The 20,280-nt window shown below is 64.3% G+C and carries 21 protein-coding genes and 1 pseudogene; 13 read left to right on the forward strand and 9 right to left on the reverse strand.

Features of this window, described 5'->3' with window-relative positions:
* The first annotated feature begins 70 nt into the window (after positions 1–70).
* From AC0L24_RS23720 to AC0L24_RS23745, 6 genes are all read left to right on the forward strand, one after another.
* A complete protein-coding gene (locus tag AC0L24_RS23720; protein WP_128362884.1) occupies positions 71–892 on the forward strand; it encodes an ATP-binding cassette domain-containing protein in 822 nt (273 codons plus the stop codon).
* Positions 889–2,148, forward strand: coding sequence for a sugar ABC transporter permease (locus AC0L24_RS23725; protein ID WP_127809826.1), 1,260 nt, complete (start codon positions 889–891; stop codon positions 2,146–2,148). Before AC0L24_RS23720 ends, AC0L24_RS23725 begins: the two co-directional genes overlap by 4 nt.
* Positions 2,149–2,170: 22 nt before the next feature.
* Positions 2,171–2,899 carry an SDR family oxidoreductase gene (locus AC0L24_RS23730; protein ID WP_127399316.1) on the forward strand — a complete coding sequence of 243 codons (729 nt, stop codon included), beginning with the start codon at positions 2,171–2,173 and terminating at the stop codon, positions 2,897–2,899.
* 153 nt (positions 2,900–3,052) lie between these two features.
* Positions 3,053–4,654, forward strand: coding sequence for an FGGY-family carbohydrate kinase (locus AC0L24_RS23735; RefSeq protein WP_473564189.1), 1,602 nt, complete (start codon positions 3,053–3,055; stop codon positions 4,652–4,654).
* A 133-nt stretch (positions 4,655–4,787) separates the two neighbouring features.
* Positions 4,788–5,810, forward strand: coding sequence for a cupin domain-containing protein (locus AC0L24_RS23740; RefSeq protein WP_473564190.1), 1,023 nt, complete (start codon positions 4,788–4,790; stop codon positions 5,808–5,810).
* 128 nt (positions 5,811–5,938) lie between these two features.
* A complete protein-coding gene (locus AC0L24_RS23745; protein ID WP_127320209.1) occupies positions 5,939–6,280 on the forward strand; it encodes an excalibur calcium-binding domain-containing protein in 342 nt (113 codons plus the stop codon).
* Positions 6,281–6,293: 13 nt separating this feature from the next.
* On the opposite strand, the pseudogene dinB reads toward AC0L24_RS23745, so the two are convergent.
* Both dinB and AC0L24_RS23755 read right to left on the reverse strand, forming a co-directional pair.
* Positions 6,294–7,540: pseudogene (gene dinB, locus AC0L24_RS23750) on the reverse strand (DNA polymerase IV).
* 244 nt (positions 7,541–7,784) lie between these two features.
* Positions 7,785–8,201, reverse strand: coding sequence for a winged helix-turn-helix transcriptional regulator (locus AC0L24_RS23755; protein ID WP_127396726.1), 417 nt, complete (start codon positions 8,199–8,201; stop codon positions 7,785–7,787).
* 102 nt (positions 8,202–8,303) lie between these two features.
* Between AC0L24_RS23755 and AC0L24_RS23760 the strand changes: the two genes are divergently transcribed.
* A complete protein-coding gene (locus AC0L24_RS23760; RefSeq protein ID WP_127383442.1) occupies positions 8,304–8,903 on the forward strand; it encodes a dihydrofolate reductase family protein in 600 nt (199 codons plus the stop codon).
* A gap of 24 nt (positions 8,904–8,927) precedes the next feature.
* On the opposite strand, the gene AC0L24_RS23765 is transcribed toward AC0L24_RS23760, so the two are convergent.
* The 5 genes from AC0L24_RS23765 to AC0L24_RS23785 all read right to left on the reverse strand — a co-directional run bounded on the left by AC0L24_RS23765 (position 8,928) and on the right by AC0L24_RS23785 (position 12,676).
* Positions 8,928–9,671 (reverse strand): 2OG-Fe(II) oxygenase, encoded by a 744-nt coding sequence (locus AC0L24_RS23765; protein WP_292635986.1) that lies wholly within the window; start codon positions 9,669–9,671, stop codon positions 8,928–8,930.
* Positions 9,668–10,222 (reverse strand): methylated-DNA--[protein]-cysteine S-methyltransferase, encoded by a 555-nt coding sequence (locus tag AC0L24_RS23770; RefSeq protein WP_127396728.1) that lies wholly within the window; start codon positions 10,220–10,222, stop codon positions 9,668–9,670. The genes AC0L24_RS23765 and AC0L24_RS23770 overlap by 4 nt, the downstream gene beginning before the upstream one ends.
* Positions 10,223–10,552: 330 nt before the next feature.
* The gene (locus tag AC0L24_RS23775; protein WP_245482700.1) at positions 10,553–10,774 is read right to left on the reverse strand and encodes a hypothetical protein; all 222 of its coding nucleotides are present in this window, start codon (positions 10,772–10,774) and stop codon (positions 10,553–10,555) included.
* 18 nt (positions 10,775–10,792) lie between these two features.
* Positions 10,793–11,917 (reverse strand): bifunctional DNA-binding transcriptional regulator/O6-methylguanine-DNA methyltransferase Ada, encoded by a 1,125-nt coding sequence (gene ada / locus AC0L24_RS23780; protein WP_127396733.1) that lies wholly within the window; start codon positions 11,915–11,917, stop codon positions 10,793–10,795.
* Between the two features lie 66 nt (positions 11,918–11,983).
* Positions 11,984–12,676, reverse strand: coding sequence for a winged helix-turn-helix transcriptional regulator (locus AC0L24_RS23785; protein ID WP_127396730.1), 693 nt, complete (start codon positions 12,674–12,676; stop codon positions 11,984–11,986).
* Between the two features lie 176 nt (positions 12,677–12,852).
* On the opposite strand from AC0L24_RS23785, the gene AC0L24_RS23790 reads away from it, so the two are divergent.
* Positions 12,853–13,179, forward strand: coding sequence for a DUF1330 domain-containing protein (locus AC0L24_RS23790; RefSeq protein ID WP_127809835.1), 327 nt, complete (start codon positions 12,853–12,855; stop codon positions 13,177–13,179).
* Between the two features lie 118 nt (positions 13,180–13,297).
* Entirely contained in the window at positions 13,298–13,834 is a 537-nt protein-coding gene (locus AC0L24_RS23795) for a hypothetical protein (RefSeq protein ID WP_174800315.1), read from the forward strand.
* A gap of 60 nt (positions 13,835–13,894) precedes the next feature.
* On the opposite strand, the gene AC0L24_RS23800 is transcribed toward AC0L24_RS23795, so the two are convergent.
* Positions 13,895–14,344: an ester cyclase gene (locus AC0L24_RS23800; protein WP_127396995.1), complete on the reverse strand. Its 450-nt coding sequence runs from the start codon at positions 14,342–14,344 to the stop codon at positions 13,895–13,897.
* Positions 14,345–14,592: 248 nt separating this feature from the next.
* On the opposite strand from AC0L24_RS23800, the gene AC0L24_RS23805 reads away from it, so the two are divergent.
* Complete coding sequence (locus AC0L24_RS23805; protein WP_127809836.1) at positions 14,593–16,710, forward strand: EAL domain-containing protein; 2,118 nt, start codon at positions 14,593–14,595, stop codon at positions 16,708–16,710.
* 54 nt (positions 16,711–16,764) lie between these two features.
* On the opposite strand, the gene AC0L24_RS23810 is transcribed toward AC0L24_RS23805, so the two are convergent.
* Positions 16,765–16,959 (reverse strand): hypothetical protein, encoded by a 195-nt coding sequence (locus AC0L24_RS23810; RefSeq protein WP_164748793.1) that lies wholly within the window; start codon positions 16,957–16,959, stop codon positions 16,765–16,767.
* 368 nt (positions 16,960–17,327) lie between these two features.
* On the opposite strand from AC0L24_RS23810, the gene AC0L24_RS23815 reads away from it, so the two are divergent.
* The 3 genes from AC0L24_RS23815 (at position 17,328) to AC0L24_RS23825 (ending at position 20,269) form a co-directional block, all read left to right on the forward strand.
* Positions 17,328–18,053, forward strand: coding sequence for a 3-keto-5-aminohexanoate cleavage protein (locus AC0L24_RS23815; protein WP_127809837.1), 726 nt, complete (start codon positions 17,328–17,330; stop codon positions 18,051–18,053).
* A gap of 91 nt (positions 18,054–18,144) precedes the next feature.
* Positions 18,145–18,366: a hypothetical protein gene (locus tag AC0L24_RS23820; protein WP_473564191.1), complete on the forward strand. Its 222-nt coding sequence runs from the start codon at positions 18,145–18,147 to the stop codon at positions 18,364–18,366.
* Complete coding sequence (locus AC0L24_RS23825) at positions 18,329–20,269, forward strand: tetratricopeptide repeat protein (protein ID WP_473564192.1); 1,941 nt, start codon at positions 18,329–18,331, stop codon at positions 20,267–20,269. Before AC0L24_RS23820 ends, AC0L24_RS23825 begins: the two co-directional genes overlap by 38 nt.
* Positions 20,270–20,280 lie beyond the last annotated feature (11 nt).

The following is a 20,280-nucleotide window of genomic DNA, read 5'->3' on the forward strand; positions in this document are numbered from 1 at the left end:
GCCTGGCCACCGTGCGGTGGCCAGGCAGCGCTCATCCGACATTTGAACCGGTTTTGAAAGGCTTCCTGGCATGATCGATACCCCGGACGAACCGGTTCCGGCAGGCGAGCTGGTGCTCAGCCTGCGCGGCGTTTCGAAGAATTTCGGCGCCGTTTCGGCGCTCACCGACATCGATCTCGATGTCCATGCTGGCGAGGTGGTGGCGCTGGTCGGCGACAATGGCGCCGGCAAGTCGACCCTGGTCAAGATCCTGGCCGGCGTGCATCAGCCGAGTTCGGGCACCATCAATTATCGCGGCCAACAGGTGACGCTTGCAGATCCGAGTGCGGCGCTGACGCTCGGCATAGCCACCGTGTTCCAGGATCTGGCGCTGTGCGAGAACCTCGACATCGTCGCCAACATCTTTCTCGGCCGTGAGCTCAACCCGCTGCGGCTGGACGAGGTGGCGATGGAAGTGCGCGCCTGGACGCTGCTCAACGAGCTATCGGCGCGTATCCCAAGCGTGCGCGAAGTGGTCGCTTCGTTGTCGGGCGGCCAACGCCAGACGGTGGCGATCGCCCGCTCGCTGCTGCTCGAACCCAAGCTCATCCTGCTCGACGAGCCGACGGCGGCGCTCGGCGTGGCGCAGACGGCGGAAGTGCTCAACCTGATCGAGCGCGTGCGCGACCGCGGCCTCGGCGTCGTCATCATCAGCCACAATATGGAAGACGTGCGCGCCGTCGCCGACCGCATCGTCGTGCTGCGGCTTGGCCGCAACAACGGCATCTTCACCCCCGATGCCTCGAACCAGGAACTGGTCAGCGCCATCACCGGCGCGTCGAACAATTCGGTATCGCGGCGCGCCGAGCGGAGACAGGCCAGGCAAGACCAAACCCAGGAGCCACGCCCATGAGCCGCGAAGCCGAACAGGCCGCCCCCGTGCCGCCGCAGCTCGACCGCGCCGATGTGCGCGTCAAGCACGAGGCGGGGATCGGCGGCGCCATCCGCAGGTTCTTCGACCGGGTCCGCTCAGGCGATCTCGGCTCGCTGCCGGTCATCGTCGGGCTGGTCATCATCTGGACGGTGTTTGCCAGCATCAACCCGATCTTCTTGTCATCAAGCAATCTGGTCAATCTGCTGTTCGATTGCTCCACCGTGGGAGTCATCGCGCTCGGCATCGTCTGCGTTTTGATGGTCGGCGAAATCGACCTGTCTGTCGGTTCGATCAGCGGCTTTGCCTCGGCTATGGTCGGTACGCTGTGGGTCAACCAGGGCTGGCCGGTGGCGCTCGCCATTCTGGCCGCTGTCGCCGTCGGCGGCTTTATCGGCGCACTCTACGCGCTGCTGTTCAACCGGCTGGGCATGCCGAGCTTCGTCTCGACGCTGGCCGGTCTGCTGGCGGTGCTTGGCCTGCAGCTCTACATTCTCGGCTCGACCGGCTCGATCAATCTGCCCTACGGCTCGAACCTGGTGAATTTCGGCCAGCTGCTGATGATGCCGAAGTTCGTCTCGTTCGCTCTGGCGGCCGTGCCCGGTATCGTCATGCTGGTCACCGGCCTGCGCACTGTCGCGCGCCGCCGCGCCGCCAACCTGTCGGCGCCGTCGACCGGCGGGCTCGTCACGCGCGCGGTCGTGATCACGGTCATCCTCGAACTCATCGTCTTCTATCTCAACCAGGCGCGCGGCATTCCGTGGATGTTCGGCCTGTTCGTCGGCCTGGTCATATCAATGCATTACGCGCTGACGCGGACCAAATGGGGCCGCTCGATGTCGGCGGTCGGCGGCAACCGCGAGGCGGCAAGGCGCGCCGGCATCAATGTGCGGCTGATCTATTCGAGCGCCTTCGTGCTGTGCTCGATGCTGGCCGCTTTCGGCGGCGTGCTGTCGGCGGCCCGCCTGGCCTCGGCCAGCCAGCAGGCCGGCACCGGCGACGTCAACCTCAACGCCATCGCGGCGGCCGTCATAGGCGGTACCAGCCTGTTCGGCGGTCGCGGCAGTGCGTATTCGGCGCTGCTCGGCATCATCGTCATCCAGTCGATCGCCAGCGGCCTGACGCTGCTCGATCTGTCCTCGTCGCTTCGGTACATGATCACCGGCGCCGTGCTTGCCATCGCGGTCATCGTCGACTCGCTGGCACGCCGCTCGCGTGTCTCCCATGGCCGGGCCTGAACCCATCAACAGGAAGCAAGACATGAGCGAAAAACTGTCCGGAAAAGTTGCCGCCGTCACCGGCGCGGCATCAGGCATCGGCCTCGAATGCGCCAGGCACATGCTGGCGTCCGGCGCCACCGTGGTGCTGGTCGACCGCGCCGAGGCGACGCTGAACAAGCTCTGCGCCGAACTCGGCCCCAAGGCGATCCCGCTGGTCATCGACCTGATGCAGCCGGCCAGCGTCGCCACCATGATGCCGCAGATTCTGGAGAAGGCCGGCCAGCTCGACATCTTCCATGCCAATGCCGGCGCCTATGTCGGCGGCGAGGTGGCGACCGGCGATCCCGACGCCTGGGACCGGATGCTCAACCTCAACATCAATGCCTGCTTCCGCTCGATCCAGGCGGTGCTGCCGCACATGATCGAGCGCAAGACGGGCGACGTTATCGTCACCAGTTCGATTGCCGGACTGGTTCCGGTGGTCTGGGAGCCGATCTACACGGCCTCCAAGCACGCCGTGCAGGCCTTCGTCCACACGGTGCGCCGGCAGGTCGCCAAGCACGGCCTGCGCGTCGGTGCGGTGGCGCCCGGCCCGGTGGTGACGGCGCTGGTCGACGACTGGCCGAAGGCCAAGCTCGAGGAAGAACTCGCCGCCGGTGGCCTGATGCAGCCGCGCGAAGTGGCGGAAGCGGTGATGTTCATGCTGACCCGCCCGCGCAACGTGACGATCCGCGATCTGGTGATTTTGCCGCAGAGCAATGATTTGTGAGTGGGTGAGGAATAGGGAATAGGCAGTAGGCAGTAGGGGGAAGATAAAGGCACGACCTTGCTGTCGAAAACGCTTCTTGCTCCCTATCCCAACTCGCTAATCTCCTACTGCCTACTGCCTACTGCCTACTGCCCTGAACCGAAGGTTTCCCCCATGCCTAATTTCCTCGGCATCGACGTCGGCACCGGCAGCGCGCGGGCCGGGGTGTTCGACCACACTGGAAACATGCTCGCCTCTGCCAAGCGCGATATCGAGGTCTGGCGCGAGGCCGGCGACATTGTCGAGCAGTCGAGCAACGACATCTGGCGGGCGGTGTGCGCGGCCACGCGGGAAGCGGTCGCTCAATCGGGCGTGGCGCCCGAGGCGATCGCCGGCATCGGGTTCGACGCCACTTGTTCGCTGGTGGTGCTGGGCGAGGGCGGCGTGCCGCTGCCGGTGAGCAGATCCGGCAATTCGGAACGCAACATCATCGTCTGGATGGATCACCGCGCGGTCGAGCAGACGCGCCGCATCAACCGCAGCGGCGAGGCGGTGCTGAACTATGTCGGCGGCGTCATCTCGCCGGAGATGGAAACGCCGAAACTCCTTTGGCTGGCCGAAAACCTGCCCGACACGTTCAACGCCGCCTGGCAGTTCATGGACCTCCCCGATTTCCTCACCTGGCGGGCGACCGGCAGCCTTGCCCGCTCGGTCTGCACGGTGACTTGCAAATGGACCTATCTGGCGCATGAAAGCCGCTGGGACGAGGCCTATTTCCGCACCATCGGACTAGGGAGCCTGGCCGACGAGGCATTCGCGCGCATCGGCACGCAGATCGTGCCGGCGGGTGCCGCACTTGGCAGCGGGCTGACCGCGCAGGCGGCTGCGGACCTTGGCCTCGTCCCCGGCATCGCGGTAGCGGCCGGCCTGATCGATGCGCATGCCGGTGGCGTCGGTACGGTCGGTGCGCGCGGCGAGTTCGGCAGCGTTCTGTCGCGCATGGCCTATGTTTTCGGCACCTCGGCCTGCACCATGTCGTCGACCGCGGTGCCGGCCTTCGTCGACGGCGTCTGGGGTCCGTATTTCTCGGCCATGGTGCCGGGCCTGTGGCTGAACGAGGGCGGCCAGTCGGCAGCCGGTGCTGCTATCGACCATCTGGTGCGCATGCATCCCGCGGCTGGCGAAGCGACCGCCAAGGCGCAAGCCGAGGGGCTCAGCCTCAGCGCCTGGCTGTCATTGCAGGCGCAAGGCCGCAACGGGGCCGCAGCGACGCCGGCGCTGGTCGGCGGTATCCATGTGGTGCCGGAGTTTCTCGGCAACCGCGCACCTTTCGCCGACCCGGACGCGCGAGCGCTGATCGCCGGGCTTGATCTCGACACCAGCCTCGACAGCCTGGTCGGGCTCTATGTCGCCGGGGTCTGCGGGCTGGGCTATGGCGCGCGCCAGATCGTGCGGGCCGAGCATGACAAGGGCATTGCCGTCGACACCATCGTGGTCAGCGGCGGCGCCGGCCAAAGCCCGCTGGTGCGCCAGCTGCTTGCCGATACCACAGGCATGGTGGTGGTGGCGTCGACCTCGCCGGAACCGGTGCTGCTCGGCTCGGCGATGCTGGGCGCGGTCGCCGCCGGTGCCTACAAGGATCTGACGCGGGCGATGGCCGGCATGTCGGAACTCGGCGAGGTCTATCATCCCGACGCTACGCTGGGCGGCTGGCATGCAAAACGCTTCGCGGCGTTCGAGCTGCTGCAGCAGGCGGGCAAGGCGATCAGGGGCTGAGAAACTGTTTCGAAAGGCCAGCGACTCCTGCCCGGCTCTGTCAGGAGTGTGGCGAACACCGCTTGGCGATGATGCCGGAAGCTGGCAGCTTTGTTCCGTCGCGACGAGGTAGGCGGCAGGAGCAGGAGGCCTGATGGCAGACGACAAATCGCCAGTGCCATTCGCATCGGACAGCGTGCCATGGACGGAATGGTCCGATGTGCCGCGCTTCGGTGTGCGCTACCGGCATCTTTCGCTTGCCGCCCTCGGCGAGAATTACCATGTCGGCGTGGCGATCGAGGAACTGCCGCCGGGCAAGCAGACGTCGCCGGCGCATTACCATATTTTCGAGGAAGAGCATGTCTTCATCCTCGAAGGGATGCTGACCGCTTATGTCGGCGACGCTGCCTATGCCATGACGACTGGCGACTACATCTGCTTTCCGGCTGGTGCCGCGGCGGGGCATTGCCTCATCAACACCGGCGACGCGCCGTGCCGCTATGTCATCGTCGGCGAGCGCAACCCGAATGACGTGGTCGTCTACACGGCCTCCAAAAAGGTCCTGGTGCGGGCGCTGGGCAGGCGCGCGATCTTCGACCTCTCGGCAACCCGAACTTACTGGGACGGCGAGAACACCGGCCTTGCCGCCGGCGATCCGCTGCCGTCGGATGTGATGTCCGGTATCACCAAACCCCCAGCCGTGCCGATCCCGCCTGTCGCCAGCGATGCCGTCGAATGGAAGGTCGAGGGCGAAGGCCCGCGGTTCGGCGGCCGGTCCAGGCATCTGACCTATGCGGCTTTGGGACTACCAGACTATCATGTCGGCATGCTGATCGAGGCGCCGGCCCCCGGCACGCGCCTGGCGCCCAGGCACTACCACATGCTCGAAGAGGAGCACGCGCTGATTCTGGAAGGGCAGGTGACGCTGCTGCTTGGCGAGGAGCGTCACGAGATGAAGGCCGGCGATTATGTCTGCTTTCCCGCCGGCCTGGCGGTCGGGCATTCCTTCCTCAACAGCGGTACGGAACCGTGCCGCTATCTGATGATCGGCGAGAAAAATCCCAACGAGGTCTGCGTCTATCCCGATTCCAACAAGATGGCGGTCGACGCCTTGCGCCGGTGCGACGGCATTTTCGACATGGGAGCGGTGAGGCGGTACTGGGACGGCGAGGCATAGAACTGGCGTTTCGCTATCCAATAGCCGCGCTCTGAACGCAGGAAACCGTTCGGAGATGACCGTTATTGCTACTGTACCTGGGTGACGCTAGTCTGGTTCGGGCACTCCAACCGGGGAGTTGGCGGGGAATGCTCCTGCCATTCTTGCGACGGCCTTCACCCTATCACCGTCGCCGCCTTGGCAGGCTGAGATGGGTGGCCTTGTTTGCGCCGTTCATTCTGTTGTCGGGCTATATCATCTATGGCTTCATCGGCATTCGGTTTGATACATCTCTCTCGGTGCTGAGGCACCTTGCGGCATTCCCGAACTGCACTGCCGCCCGTGCCGTTGGCCTCGCCTCTGCGCATAGGGGCGAACCTGGCTATTGGCCGACTCACGATGCCGACCATGACGGCATAGCCTGCGAGCCCTGGCACGGGACAAGCTCTAGTGGCGTCCGGGTCCATCGCTACTCGCGTACCGGCCCATAGCCTTGCCCTGGCCTCAAAGCTCCCTCTCCGCCAGCTCCCTGAATTCGTCGGGCACGGAGCGCGCCGCTTCCAGTGCCACCGTGCCGTAGCCGACCGCCTGTTTGCCAAAGCGTTCGCGGATCTTGTCGATGGCGCGGTCGGCGTCGAAGCGTGCCAGGCCTTTTCGGGTGCCCGGCCGGCGTTTCTCGTCGGCGAGGCCGAGCGGCAGTTCGAGCTGCAGCTCGAAGCTTTCCTCAAGATACGACACCGAGATCGCCAGCAGCGAGATCGTTCTTTCGTGGGGGTTGTCGGCGAGGACGCCGCGCACCAGATCGCCGGCGATCTCGGCCAGCATCGCGGTCGCCGAGATCGGCTGGTCAAGCGTGATCGAGCGCGTGACGGCGCTGAGATCGGCAAAGCGCACGCGTACCGTCACCGTGCGGCCGGGCCGCGCCTTGGCGCGCAGCCGGCTGGCGACACGGTCGGCCAGATGCAGCAGAGTGGGCACGATGATCCGCGCTACGGCGGGTTTTTGGCCCAGCGCCGATTGGGCGCCGGCCGAATGCGCGCGGCTATGCGTTTCGAGCTTTCGCGGGTCGCGGTTCCATGACAAGGCGGCGAGCTTTTCGCCGGCGGCGGGACCGAGCAGCCGTGTCAGCGCGCCGCTGTGCGTCCTGGCCAGCTGGCCGATGGTCTCGACGCCGATTTCCGCCAGCCTCGCCCTGGTCGCCGGGCCGACGCCCCACATCAACCCGACCGGCAGGTCGTGCAGGAAAGCGAGCTCGCTGCCGGGGTCGACCACCACCAGCCCATCCGGTTTGGCCACCTGCGAGGCGATCTTGGCCAGATGCTTGGTGCGTGCTACGCCGATCGAGATCGGCAGGCCGAGTTCGGCCCGCACGCGGCGGCGGATGGTCGTTGCGATCTCCTGCGGCGAGCCGAACAGATGCGTGCAGCCGGCGACGTCGGCAAACGCCTCGTCGATGGAGATGCGCTCGACCACCGGGGTAAAATCGTCGAGCACCTTGATCGCGCGTCGCCCAGCCGCTGGTAGTGGCTGAAATTGCCGCCGACGAAGATCAGCTGCGGGCACAGCTCACGCGCCTTGCGCCCCGGCATGCCGCCGCGCACGCCGAAGGCGCGGGCCTCGTAGGAAGCGGCGAGCACGACACCGCCGCCCACCGCGATCGGCTTGCCGCGCAGCGACGGATCGAGCAACTGCTCGACCGAGGCGTAGAAAGCGTCGAGATCGGCATGCAGGATGGTGGCTGTCGTTTCCATCGACCGCACATCCGCAGTTGCTGATAGATTGGAACAAATAAAGAACAAAGGTGGATCGTTGTCAAGCAAGCTGTGGAAAGCTCCCCCTTCTCCGCTTGTGGGAGAAGGTGTCGCCGAAGGCGACGGATGAGGGGTGTTCCAGGGAACGCCAGCGTCTCACTCCGCTGGAACACCCCTCATCCGTCTCGGCGCTGCGCGCCGATCCACCTTCTCCCACAGGGGGAGAAGGGAAACAGCGCAACGCCTAGACAATATGCTCCGATCGCAGCGCCGCTTTCATCTTTTCCAGCGCCGCTTCGCCGCCTGCCGCCAATTCGCCGGCAATCCTGGCCAGCTTATCGTCGGCCTTGCGGTGCTTGCTGCCCCAGGCGCCGAGCGTCGCCAGCACCGGCAAGAGGTCGATGCCTGCTTCGGTCAGCCGGTAGACCGTTTTCAAGCCATGCGTCGGGTCGTCGCTTCTGGTGAGGATGCCTTCCTCCTGAAGCGTTTGCAGCCGCTCGGCCAGCGTGCGCGAGGAGATGCCTTCGTCGGATTGCAGGAATTCGCGAAAGTGCCTTTTGCCGGCGAAGGCCATGTCGCGGATGATGAGCAGCGTCCAGCGGTCGCCGATCAGTTCGAGCGACAGGTTGATCGGGCAGCCGGATTTTTCGCGCGTCGACATCTATGCTTCCATTTTTAAATCACTTTACTATTGACATCGTTTTGGCCTTGCGTCAACGGTTCCAAATGTAAACTGTTTTGGATGGCCCTGAGGAGAATGACGGTGAAAAAGCTGGTCCTGCAGATGCAGATATCGGTCGACGGCTTTGTCGGCGCCACCGAGGACCATTCCTGGCAGCTCTGGGAGTGGGGTGACGAGAGCGCCTGGGACGATGCGCTGAAGCAGGACTTCAACGCTGTCTTCGCAGGCGTCGATACCATCCTGCTCAGCCGCAAGATGGCACAGGAGGGCTATCTCACCCATTGGGGCAATGCGGCGAAGAAGTTTCCGCGCGATCCGTTCTACGCCTTTGCGCAGCGCATCGTCGACGCCCGCAAGGTGGTGCTCAGCGACAAGCTCGAGCAATCGGCCTGGGAGCCGGCTTGGGAGCGCACCAGTGTGGCCAGCGGCGACCTGCCGCGCGAGGTCAACGCGCTGAAGACGGGCGAGGGTGGCGACATTGCCGTGTTCGGCGGCGCCGGTTTCGCGTCAGCGCTGATCGCGGCCGGGCTGGTCGACGAGTTCCAGCTGTTCGTCAACCCGGCGGTGCTGGGGGCGGGCCGCCGGATTTTTGATCAGGGCGGTTTTAGGAACCTGCGGCTGCTCGGCTCGAAGGCCTATGCCTGCGGCATGGTGGTCAGCCGTTATGCACCGGCGGGGTGAGGGGAACCTCCATCTTCTCCCTGCTCACTTGGCATCGTGGAAAATAATCCCTACCGTGTGGCGCATGCCTGAGCGCAGCCGGCTGACGCCGTGGCGCAGATTGACGCGGTAGTTGCCTTTGGTGCCCTGCACCGGCCGGTTGTGGACGGCGAACACAACGGCGTCGCCCTGCCGCAGCGGCACCACTTCGACTCGGCTCTGCATGCGCGGGCGCTGCTCGGTCAGCGCGAACTCGCCGCCTGTGAAATCCCGGCCCGGTTCGGAGAGCAGGATCGCCACCTGCAGCGGAAAGGCGAGATCGCCATAGAGATCCTGGTGCAGGCAGTTGAAGTCGCCAGGCACATATTGCAGCAGCAGCGGCGTCGGCCGTGTCTGGCCGGCGGCATGGCACTGCTCGAGAAACGCGGCATGCGTCGTGGGATAGCGCATGGCCTGCCCCATGCGCTCGTTCCACCGATTGGCGACCTCGGCCAGCCTGGGATAGAGCGCGCTGCGCAGGCCACCCAGGAGGTCGGGCAAGGGATAGCGGAAATAGCGGTACTCGCCCTTGCCGAAGCCGTGCCTGGCCATATGGATATGGCTGCGGAAATGCTTCTCCTCGGGATAGAGGCCGGCGATCTGCCGGCATTCTTCGGGCGAGAGCAATTTCTCGATCACCGCGCAGCCGAAGCCGTCGAGTTCGGCAGCAAGGGCCGGCCAGTCGTAACCGGCGATGCGTGTCTGAGCAGCTTCGACCACCGATGCGGCAATTTTGGCATGGGCATTCATATCGTAGCCTCCTTGTAGAGCAGGGCGCGCTTGCGCTCGACGCCCCAGCGGTAGCCCGACAGCGTGCCGGCGGCGCGGACAACACGGTGACAGGGAATGCCCAGCGCAATCGCGTTGGCCGCACAGGCGGTCGCCACGGCGCGGGCGCCGTTCGGCTGGCCGAGACGCCGGGCGAGCGCGGTGTAGGTGATGGTGGCGCCGCACGGGATGCTGCGCAGCACGGCCCAAACACGCTGCTGGAATGGCGTGCCGTGGCGCAGGTCGAGCGGCAGGTCGAGGCCGACGCCAGGCATTTCGATGAAGCGCGCGATTGCGGCGAGATCGTCGCGCAAAGCGGCCTCGTCTTCGACCAGTACCTTGCCGGGGAAGCGGTTGGCGAGATCCTGCTCCAGTGTGTCAGCATCCGAGCTGATCAGGATGGCGCAGACGCCGATCTGGCTGCGCGCTGCCAGGACGTCGCCGATTGCGGATTCACCGATGGCGTAGCTTATGGTGTCGAAGGCATTGGGGACGCTCGCCGGTGGCGCCATTTGGGTTTGCATGAGGTTCATTGCGTTTACTCCTTTGTCTGTGCGCGAACCCTAGCTGTGCGCCGGTCGGTGCTCACTCCGATGCTTGCTTTCAAACTCAAATCGCCCGCGTACGGGGGTGAAGGACGCCCAGGGTAAGCGCTCTACGGCGCCCCCTCTGTCCTGCCGGACATCTCCCCCACGGGTGGGGAGATTGGCTGTCATCACCGCCTTCGCCAATCTCCAACGTTGCAGGACGAGAGCCGGCGCCGGAACTGCCAATCTCCCTCCTTGTGGGGGAGATGTCCGGCAGGACAGAGGGGGGCGCCGTAGAGCGCTGATTTTGATCATTCGCACTTCGGCCAAGCATGCTCATGCCACACGTGTGACCGACATCTCGCTAAGCACAAACACCTCACCGCTCAGCAGCCGCAGCTCGATCTCGCCGGTTGCGGTGTGGTTCCACTCAGCCCTACCCTCATCGACCAGCCCGCCGATGGCGGCCATGACCTGGGATTTCGCCTCTTCGGCGCGATTGCCGGCGGCGGTGGTGCGGGCGGTCCCATCGGTGACGCTGTCATGAGGTCTTGCCATCGCGCGCATGCTTGGCCGTCATCTCCGCGCGGATCGGTAAGCGCTGCCGGGTGCGTTCGACCCGTCCGCCTCGCGGTCGAGCAGTGCGCGTTTGCGCTCAGCGCCCCAGGCGTAGCCGGACAGGGCGCCATCCCTGCGGATCACGCGGTGGCAGGGAATGGCGACGGCAAGACTGTTGGCGGCGCAGGCGGCGGCGATGGCGCGGGTTGCCTTCGGCGCGCCGATGCGCTGCGCGATCTCGGTATAGGAAACCGTGCGGCCGACGGGGATGTCTTGTAAAGCCTGCCAGACACGCTGCTGGAAGGCGGTGCCGCGCACGTCGAGCGGCAAATCGAGACCGAGCGCCGGAACCTCGACGAAACCGACGACGCGGGCGACCAGTGCTTCGTAGTCGCTGTCGCCGCCGATCAGCCGTGCCCTGGGGAAACGATCCTGGAGGTCGCGCACCAGTGCATCAGGATCGTCGCCGAGCAGGATCGAGGCGACGCCCTTTTGACTGGACGCGACCAGGATGGCGCCGAGCGAGGTCTCGCCGACGGCGAAGCGGATCTCTTCATCGGCGCCGCCGGCGCGATAGCGCGTCGGCGTCATGCCGAGCATGCCAGTGGATTTCTCATAAAAACGTCCGCTCGAATTGAAGCCGGCATCGTAGATCGCCGTCGTGACGCTGGCGCCGTCTTCCAGGCCCTGACGAACCCTGGCGGCGCGGTGCGCGGCGGCATAGTCCTTCGGTGTCAGCCCGGTGGCCGCCTTGAAGATACGATGGAAATAACCGGCGCTGCGGCCGGCGGCATCAGCCAGCTCAGCGAGCGACGGTTCTTCCTGGCTCTGCTCGATCCTGCGGCAGGCAGCGGCGACCATCGCCGCGTTGCCGGCCTCGAGCGACGGGCCATCCGGGTCGCAGCGCCGGCACGGGCGAAAACCAGTCGCTCGTGCCTGGTCCAGGGTGTCGTGCAATTGCACATTTTTCGGATTGGCGCGCCGAGACGGGCAGGAAGGCCGGCAATAGACGCCGGTCGTTGCCACCGAATACCAGAATGCGCCGTCGGCCGACTTGTCGCGCGCGACGATTCGTGCCCAGCGCGGATCGTCGGCGATTTGCAGCGGCTCGGATTTCAGATTTTTCGCCAAGGTGATGAACATGGCCGGCATTGAAGCCGTCAAAAGCCGGTCTCGCCACCCGTTTCCTGCCAAGCGCCCTCGGCCCTGCTAAGCCGCGCGCTTGGGTTCCACCGCGAACGGGCTGAGGCCGAGCCAGGTCTGCATCTTCCTGCCGATGGCCTGGTCACCAGTCAGGGCAACCCTGGCGCCGGCCTTCTCGACGGTCAGCACTCCCATCCAGATCGCCGTAATCGTGTGCAGGTCGGTCGAGACGTAGAGGTCGACATCGAAGCCCGGATCGTACCAGCACAGATCGACCTCACCGTGCTTCTCGACGATCAGCCACCACGACCGTTTGGACGCCGGGAGATCCGGATACAGGAATTGTATCACCGTGCGCCCTTCAGGCAGCGGCGAGGGGTTTAGATTGCGCCGCATGTCCCACATCAGCAACGACGGATCGAGGTTCTTCAGCGACAGCCGGGACTCGACCCATTTCTGCCCCCAGAAGCCCATTGCCTCGACGACCGGGCGCAAATCCCGGCCGGCTTCCGTCAGCCGATATTCGAAGATTCCTTTTTCGCCCGGCACTTCCTTGCGCTCGACGATCCCGGCGATCTCAAGTTCCTTCAGCCGTTGCGACAGAAGGGTCGGCGACATTTTGGGAACGCCGCGGCGCAGGTCGTTGAAGCGGGTCGAGCCGGCCACCAGTTCACGCATCAGCACCATCGTCCAGCGGGTGCACAGCACCTCGGCGGCCATCGATAGCGGGCAGAATTGTTTGTATCCGTGCTGGCTCATGATTGGTGCCTCTCCCTCAAACCTGACCGAATATTAGGCCTTCCTGGATGAAGCGGCCAGTACGGAAACTGTACTGCCCCGGTACAGATCGCGGACTGGTTGGCGGGTGCCTTGCCATGCGAGCCCTTTGGCCGGTTGCACGGGATACCCCTGTGCACCGCAACCAGGAGACTACCATGACCGCCTACGTTATCGCAGACATCAAGATAAACGACGCGCAGTGGGTGCCGGCCTATGCCGCCTCGGTGCACGACCTCGTCCACAAACATGGCGGCAGATATCTGTCGCGCAGCGGCAATGTGAAGACCCTCGAAGGCAAGCCGCTCGATACCACGCTGATCGCGCTGATGGCGTTCCCGTCGGAAGCGGCGGCGCGCGCCTTCACCACCGACCCTGCCTACGCGCCCTTCGTGTCGGCCCGTCAGGGCGGCAGCGACAGCCGTTTCCAGATGATTGACAACACCGATCTGGCCGGAACGATCCCATATCTGCCGAAGGGATGATCCTTCCCGGTAGTCGCATCGATTTCGGGATATCCAAGCAACAACAGCCACAGCGCTTGCCTGCCGGGCCTCCGTATTTTCGGCGGCCGGCCAGCTGTGCTTTTTCAAGAAGAATGGAATGAAGATGACATCAAACTTTCGCAGCGGACTTCTTATGGCGGGGACCATGCTGGCAATCTGGACTACCCTTGCGCAGGCGCATCAGGAGCCGGCTGAAGCTGCCTCCGGCTCTAACCCGCTGGCCGACAAGGTGCGGGCTGCCAACAGCCGGTTCATCGACGTCAAGACAGCGGTATCAGAGGGCTATTCGCCTATTCCCTGTGCCAGCGGCATCACCGGCGGCGCCATGGGCATTCACTATGTCAACGGCCGGTATCTGAACGACGACAAGATCGACATCGCCCGTCCCGAAGCCGTGATGTACGAGCCGTTGGCCGATGGCGCGCTGAAGCTGGTGGCGGTCGAGTACATCACTTCGAAAGGACCGGCATCGTTGGACGGCCAGTTGTTCAACTTCAACAGCGCCCCCAACCGCTATGGGCTGGGTGAATTCTACGAACTGCATGTCTGGGCCTGGAAAGGCAACCCGACAGGTACGTTCGCCGACATGAACCCGAAAGTGTCATGCGAGCACGCAATGGCGCCGAGCCAGTAAGCAATGAGGCCAGGCGGCATTGACGCCGCCTGGCCCGAACGATCGTTTTGCCTGATCGGCTCAGGCGGCCTTGATCAGACCGAGCTGGGTGAGGGCGGCGACCCCGTCATCGAGGCCGATCTCCTCGACGATCCTGCCGTCGACCACCTTCAGCACCGTGGTGCCGGTGAAGCGCATGGTGCGGCTGGTGGCGGCCGGCAGCGAACCGGCGAGGAAGTCGCCGAAGGCCGGACCGGTATGCGTGCCGCCGCCCTCCCACTGGCCGACGACATAGTCGCCTTCGGCAATCAGGTCGGCGGTGGCCCAGAAGTTGAGGTCCGGGAAGGCGGCGCGGAAGCCGCTCATGAAGGCCTTGATGTCGTCGCGGCCGCGGCGCGGCTCGTGCAGCGAGTATTTCAGCAGCATGTCGGGTGCCGCGATGTCGTCGACGACGGACAGGTCGCAGCTTTCACCCCAGAAGTCGGTGAACCATCTGACGACGACGGCCTTGTTGTCTTCTTGCTTGGTCATTGGGAGGTCCTCTTGTCTGTGCAACGTGATCATCGGCGCCGCCGATGATCCGGGATCATCGGATTGGCGATGACCTGGAGCCATGACTAGGAACATCCGGCCGATGCGAAACTCCGGTTCTTGCCGGCCAATCGAAGAGCAGAGGCGGCAGGTGAGGAGCCAACAAAGCAGCCCGCCATCGCCGCGGTAACTGTTTCTTCTCTGGTTTTGCCGCAGATTGCCCTGCGGTGGAGCAGGCGAAGCAGACGATGGCGCGTCAGGGCAAGAAAAGTCGCAATGGAACGTTCTGGGCCAAGGCCCTGGAGCGCGCCCATCTTGGTGTCTGGGACTGGGATCTTGTAACCGGCGACTGCTTCTATTCCGCGACCTGGGCGCGGATGCTGGGCTACGATGAGAGCGAACTTGCCAACACCAGCGACCTGTGGCTGCAACTGACCCATCCCGACGACCGCGAGCGGGCGCTGGCCAGCGGCGACCGCCACATTGCCGGCCTGACCGACGCCATCGAGACCGAATTGCGGCTGAAGCACAAGCAGGGACACTGGGTGTGGGTGCTCGATCGCGGCGGCGCCGTCGAGCGCGACGCGATGGGAAAGCCGCTCAGGCTGATGGGTGTGCAGACCGACATCTCCAAGCAGAAGGCGGCCGAAGCCGAACTCGAGCAGGTCAATGTGCGCTTCCGCCTGGCGCTTGCCGCCAGCGGTACCGGCATCTGGCACCACGACCTCGCCACCGGCAAAAGCTATTGGGACGAACGCACCAGGGAGATTTTCGGGCTTGTCTCCGACACCGCCGAAGTCGAGCGCGACCACTGGTTCGGCTATCTGCATCCGGATGATAAGGAGGCCGCGTCGCGCGCGCATCTGGTGCCGCTCGAAACGGACAAGGTCACCGCCGTGCAATACCGCATCGTCCGGCGCGACGGAGAGGTCCGGCACATAGAATCCCTGCTGCGTTTCATCGCCGACCCGCAAATCCCGGACCGCCGGCTGGCGGGGCAGATCCTGGGCACGGTGCGCGACATCACCGAAGACAAGCAGCGCGAGCAGGAGCTTGCCTATGCGGCCCGCCATGACGCGCTCACCGGTCTCTTGAACCGCGCCGCGTTCGACCGGCTGCTGGCCGATCACATCGCGGCCCCGCAGTTGCTGCCGCTTTCCGTGTTCTACGTCGATCTCGACTACTTCAAGGCGCTCAACGATTTTGCCGGCCACGCGGCCGGCGACCTGGCACTGAAAAGCGTTGCCCTAGGCATTCTGGGCTGCCTTCCCCCGACGGCGCATGCCGCGCGCCTGGGCGGTGACGAGTTCGCGCTGCTGATGCCCAATTGCGATACGGCGCAGGCCGGGATGCTGGCCGACGCGGTACTTGCCGCGGTTCGCGATGCCGAACTAGGATCGACGGCCACGTCGCGCAAGCTGGCGGCCTCAATCGGCATCGCTTTCGTCGATGACGCCAACACGACGGTGGCCGACGCGCTGGCCTGCGCCGACGACGCCTGCTACGCGGCCAAGGCCGCCGGGCGGAACCGATTTGCCGTCTTCTCCACCGATACGGCATCGGGTTCGGGTGGCCTCAACGCGGCGCGCGTCGTCGCCGATACGGTCGATGCCATGGAAGACGGAAGGCTGAAGCTGTTTGGCCAGGAAATCCATCGGCTGGGCCGTCCCTGGCTGGAAAGCCGCCATGTCGAAGTGTTGGCCAGGCTCGCCGCCCGCAACGGCCGGCTGGTGCCACCCGGCGAGTTCATTCCGGTGGCCGAGCGGTTCGGCATCGCGTCGCGGCTCGACCGCTGGATCATCCGCACCGCGCTGTCGCGGCATGGTGCCGCCTTGCGTTCGGGGGCGTTGACGCTTGGCTTCAATCTGTCGGCGCAGACGCTGAGCGACCCGCAGCTTTGGGACTTCGTGGACAACGTCATAGAAGAAACCGGGGCGCCGCATTCGGGCATCGGCTTCGAGATCACCGAAACCGCCGCCGTCACCAATTTCGACGCGGCCGAACAGTTTGTGCGCAAGGCGCGCGAGCGGCACTGCCGGGTCAGCCTTGATGATTTCGGCGCCGGTATGAGCTCGTTCGAATATCTCCGGCGGTTCCCCGTCGACACGATCAAGATCGACGGTTCCTTCATCGAACACATCACGCAAAGCCGTTTCGACCGCGAGATCGTGCTGGCCATCACCAGCATCGCCCGCAGCCTCGGCTGTGACGTGGTCGGCGAGAAGATCGAACAGCAGGACACGCTGGCCATGTTGAGCGACATGGGCGTCGCCTTCGGCCAGGGATTTTTGCTGCACCGGCCAGAGCCGCTGGAACGAATTGTCGCGCGTGCGACCAAGGGAGCGACGGCCCGCAAGGCATCGTGATCCGGGTGCGGCGAGTTTCAGGCCAGGCCGAACTGACCTGAAACTCGCCGCATTCTATCCGGTTCGGCGCGCCGTCGATTGCGGAAACTCCAGCACTCCAGCCTCGGGTCGCCTGTGCTGCGCCTCCGTCACCGCTTCGATCAACAGATCGAGCGCTTCACAGGCCGCGCGACTCGTCTCGTCGTTGCCTTGCAGATAATGATAGGCGCGTTCGAGGTGGATGCGGGCGGCTGAAAAATCGCTGGTCAATGGTCCCTCCATGATCCCGCCCTAGAAGACCTTGCCGGAGACGAGGGAACGCCGGGTAAATATCCACAAGCGGCTTTTATTCAAATGCCGCCGAATGTTGCGGGGAGGCGCGCGGCGTTGATGCTGCCGATCTCCCCGTGTGGGGAAGATGTCCGGCAGGACAGAGGGGGGCGCTGTCCTGCCGACCTGAACAATCAGATTTTCGATCTGTTTCGCAGCCTGCACGCTTGATGAAATGAAGTTGTAGATCAGAGAGGCTGGAGATCTGTCACGCCCCCCTCTGCCCTGCCGGGCATCTCCCCCACGAGGGGGGAGATTGGCGGCTTCACCGCCGCGTGATTAGACTGTCAATGCGCAAGGTGAGACCGATGATCGTCCAGGCCTGCATCAACGGCGCGCGCGTGCGCGATTTCCACCCGAAGCTGCCGCTGACTGCCGAGGCAATGGCCAACGATGCGGCAGCCTGCGTCGCCGCTGGAGCGGCCGAACTGCACATCCATCCGCGCGGCACTGACGGGCGCGAAAGCCTGGCAGCCGTCGACGCCACCGTGCTGGCGGTGCGCCGGACCTGCCCGGGAACACTGGTCGGCGTGTCGACCGGCGCCTGGATCGAGAACGACGTCGAGCGGACCCGCACGGCGATCGCCGGCTGGCGAGACCTGCCTGACTATGCTTCGGTCAACCTGTCCGAAGCGGATGCGCCCGCCGTGATGGAACTGCTGCGCCAGCGTGGTGTCGGCATCGAGGCGGGGCTTGCCGTTGTCGCCGATGCCGAGCGCTTCGTAGCGCTTCCCGGCCACGACCAGGTGCTGCGCATTCTGATCGAGATCGACATCCCGGACCTGTCCGCTGCACTCGACGAAGCGCCTGGCATCGTCGCCGTGCTCGAGCGCGCCGGGGTACGGCGGCCGATCCTGCTGCATGGCGTTGATGCAACTGTCTGGCCCTTCGTCAAACTTGCGCATCGCAAGCGTTGGTCGACACGGGTCGGTCTGGAAGACGGCAAGACGCTCGCCGATGGCAGGGCAGCCAAGGACAATGCGGAAATCGTCGCGGCGGCCGTTACGATTTTTCGCGGTGCGCCTGCGGTCTGATCGACGCCTCAGTCCTGTCCGCCGACCGGTGCGCGGCAGCGCATCGGTGAGCAGGAATTCCTTCGATCATGCCGGCGACGGGCGCGCGTAGATGCTCGCCGTTGCTCAGGCCGCCCGGGCGGCGATGTCTGGGTGGCGGCAGCAGGTTCGCCGACACGAGGACCGCTTCCTGCATCGGCTGACGAAGAAAGAGCGCGCAACGCTGCTGCGCCTCTTGCGCCTGATCTGGACGGACGAAGGCTGGAGGGCGCCTTTTCAAGTAGACATTTTGGCGATTGCTCAAAAAACTTATCGATTACAGTCAAACCGTTGAGCAAGATTTTGCGCAACTGCCTTACATAGGGGGCGAGTCGATCGGATCGGTTCTGAAGCTGCTTTGGCTTTCCTGGCGAGAGCTGACCTGCGTTGCCGCCTTGCTGGCACTGGCAGGGTGTGGCGCGGCTGACGTAAACTTTGCCGACTGCGTTGGCCAAGTCGCCGGTAGCGCTCGGCAAATGGAGGCCTGCACATACGTCATCGACGATGCGGCCAGACGCGTTGATGAGCGCAGCACCGCTTACCTCAGGCGCGGCGCTGGCTGGAGTGTGAAGGGCGACGATGGCCGCGCAATCGCCGATATCGATCAGGCAATCCGCCTCGAACCCGCGCAGGTCGACGCCTACTTGAATCGGGGCCTGATCGAGGTCCACAAAGATGATTTCGACCAGGCTATGGCCGATTTCGAGAAGGCGATCGGCATCGATCCAAAACGCGCCGACGCCTACAACGGTCGAGGCTATGCCTGGTTCAGAAAAGGCGACAATGATCGTGCTCTTGCCGACTACACCAAGGCGCTCGATCTCGACCCGAAACGAGTCGAAACCTACAACAACCGGGGTGCCGCATTTGCGGCCAAGGGCGACTTGGATCGCGCTATGGCCGATTTCGATCAGGCCATTGGCCTCGACCCCAAGTTTGCGAGTGCTTACTACAATCGAGCGATGGCATGGATTGCCAAGGGCGACTATGACCATGCCATGGCCGACAGCGACCAGGCGGTCAGCCTCCATCCGAGTGCAGATGCCTACACCAATCGAGGTCTGATTTGGGCGACCAAAGGCGATTACGACCGCGCCATGGCCGACTACGACCAAGCCATGGCTCTCGATCCGAAGTACGCGGGCGCTTACTACAATCGAGGCCTGCTATGGTCGCAAAAGGGCAAGCAGGACCGTGCGATGGCCGACTACACCAAGGCAATAGAAGTTGATCCGAAATATCTCCGTGCTTACGTCAATCGAGGCGTGATTTTGGTGGATAAGGGCCAATACGACCGCGCCATCGTCGATTACGATAAGGCCATCACTCTCGATCCGAAATTAGGCATTGCCTACTACAACAGGGGCCGGGCCTGGTTTGCAAAGCACGACTACGACCGAACCATCGCGGACTATAGCCGGGCAATTACGCTCGGTCCGAAAGACAGCGCTGCTTACGGCAACCGCGGCCTGGCCTGGCATAGGAAGGGCAATGATGATCGCGCCATCGCCGACTACGACAAGGCGATTGGCCTCGATCCCAAAGATGCCAAATTCTATATCGGTCGAGGCGAGATTTGGCATAGGAAGGGCAATTACGACCGCGCCTTGGATGACTATAACCACGTCATCGATCTGGATCCGGCGTCCGAAGATTACGGCAACCGAGCCATGGTATTGTGGGCAAAGGGGGACTATGCCCGCGCCATCGCTGACTATGACAAGGCGACCAGTATCGATCCGAAATATGCCTATGCCTTTCTGGGTCGGGGCATCGTCTATTTGTATTCGGACACGCCTGCCAAGGCGCAGGTGGACTTCGAGCAAGGGGCGGGGCTGGCGCCCGACAACGCCTATTTTGCGATCTGGCTGGACATCGTGGAGCGGCGCAACGGAGCGGCGGGCCATTTGCAGGATGCAATTGGCAAGCTCGACATGACGAAGTGGCCGGCGCCGGTGGTTCGCATGCTGCTCGGCGAGAAGACGCCGGCCGAAACGCTCGCCGCCGCCGATGATCCGGACGCGGCTACGAAAACCGGACAGGTGTGCGAGGCCAATTTCTACACTGCCGAACTCAGCCAACTCCATGCATATAACGATGAAGCTTTGCGGCTTTACCGGCTCGCCGCCAGCGATTGCCCGAAGGATTTCTATGAAAGCATCGCCGCCAACGCCGCGCTTCGCGCTCTGGCGCCATGAGGCGAATGTAG

Source organism: Mesorhizobium sp. WSM4809, assembly GCF_055811655.1.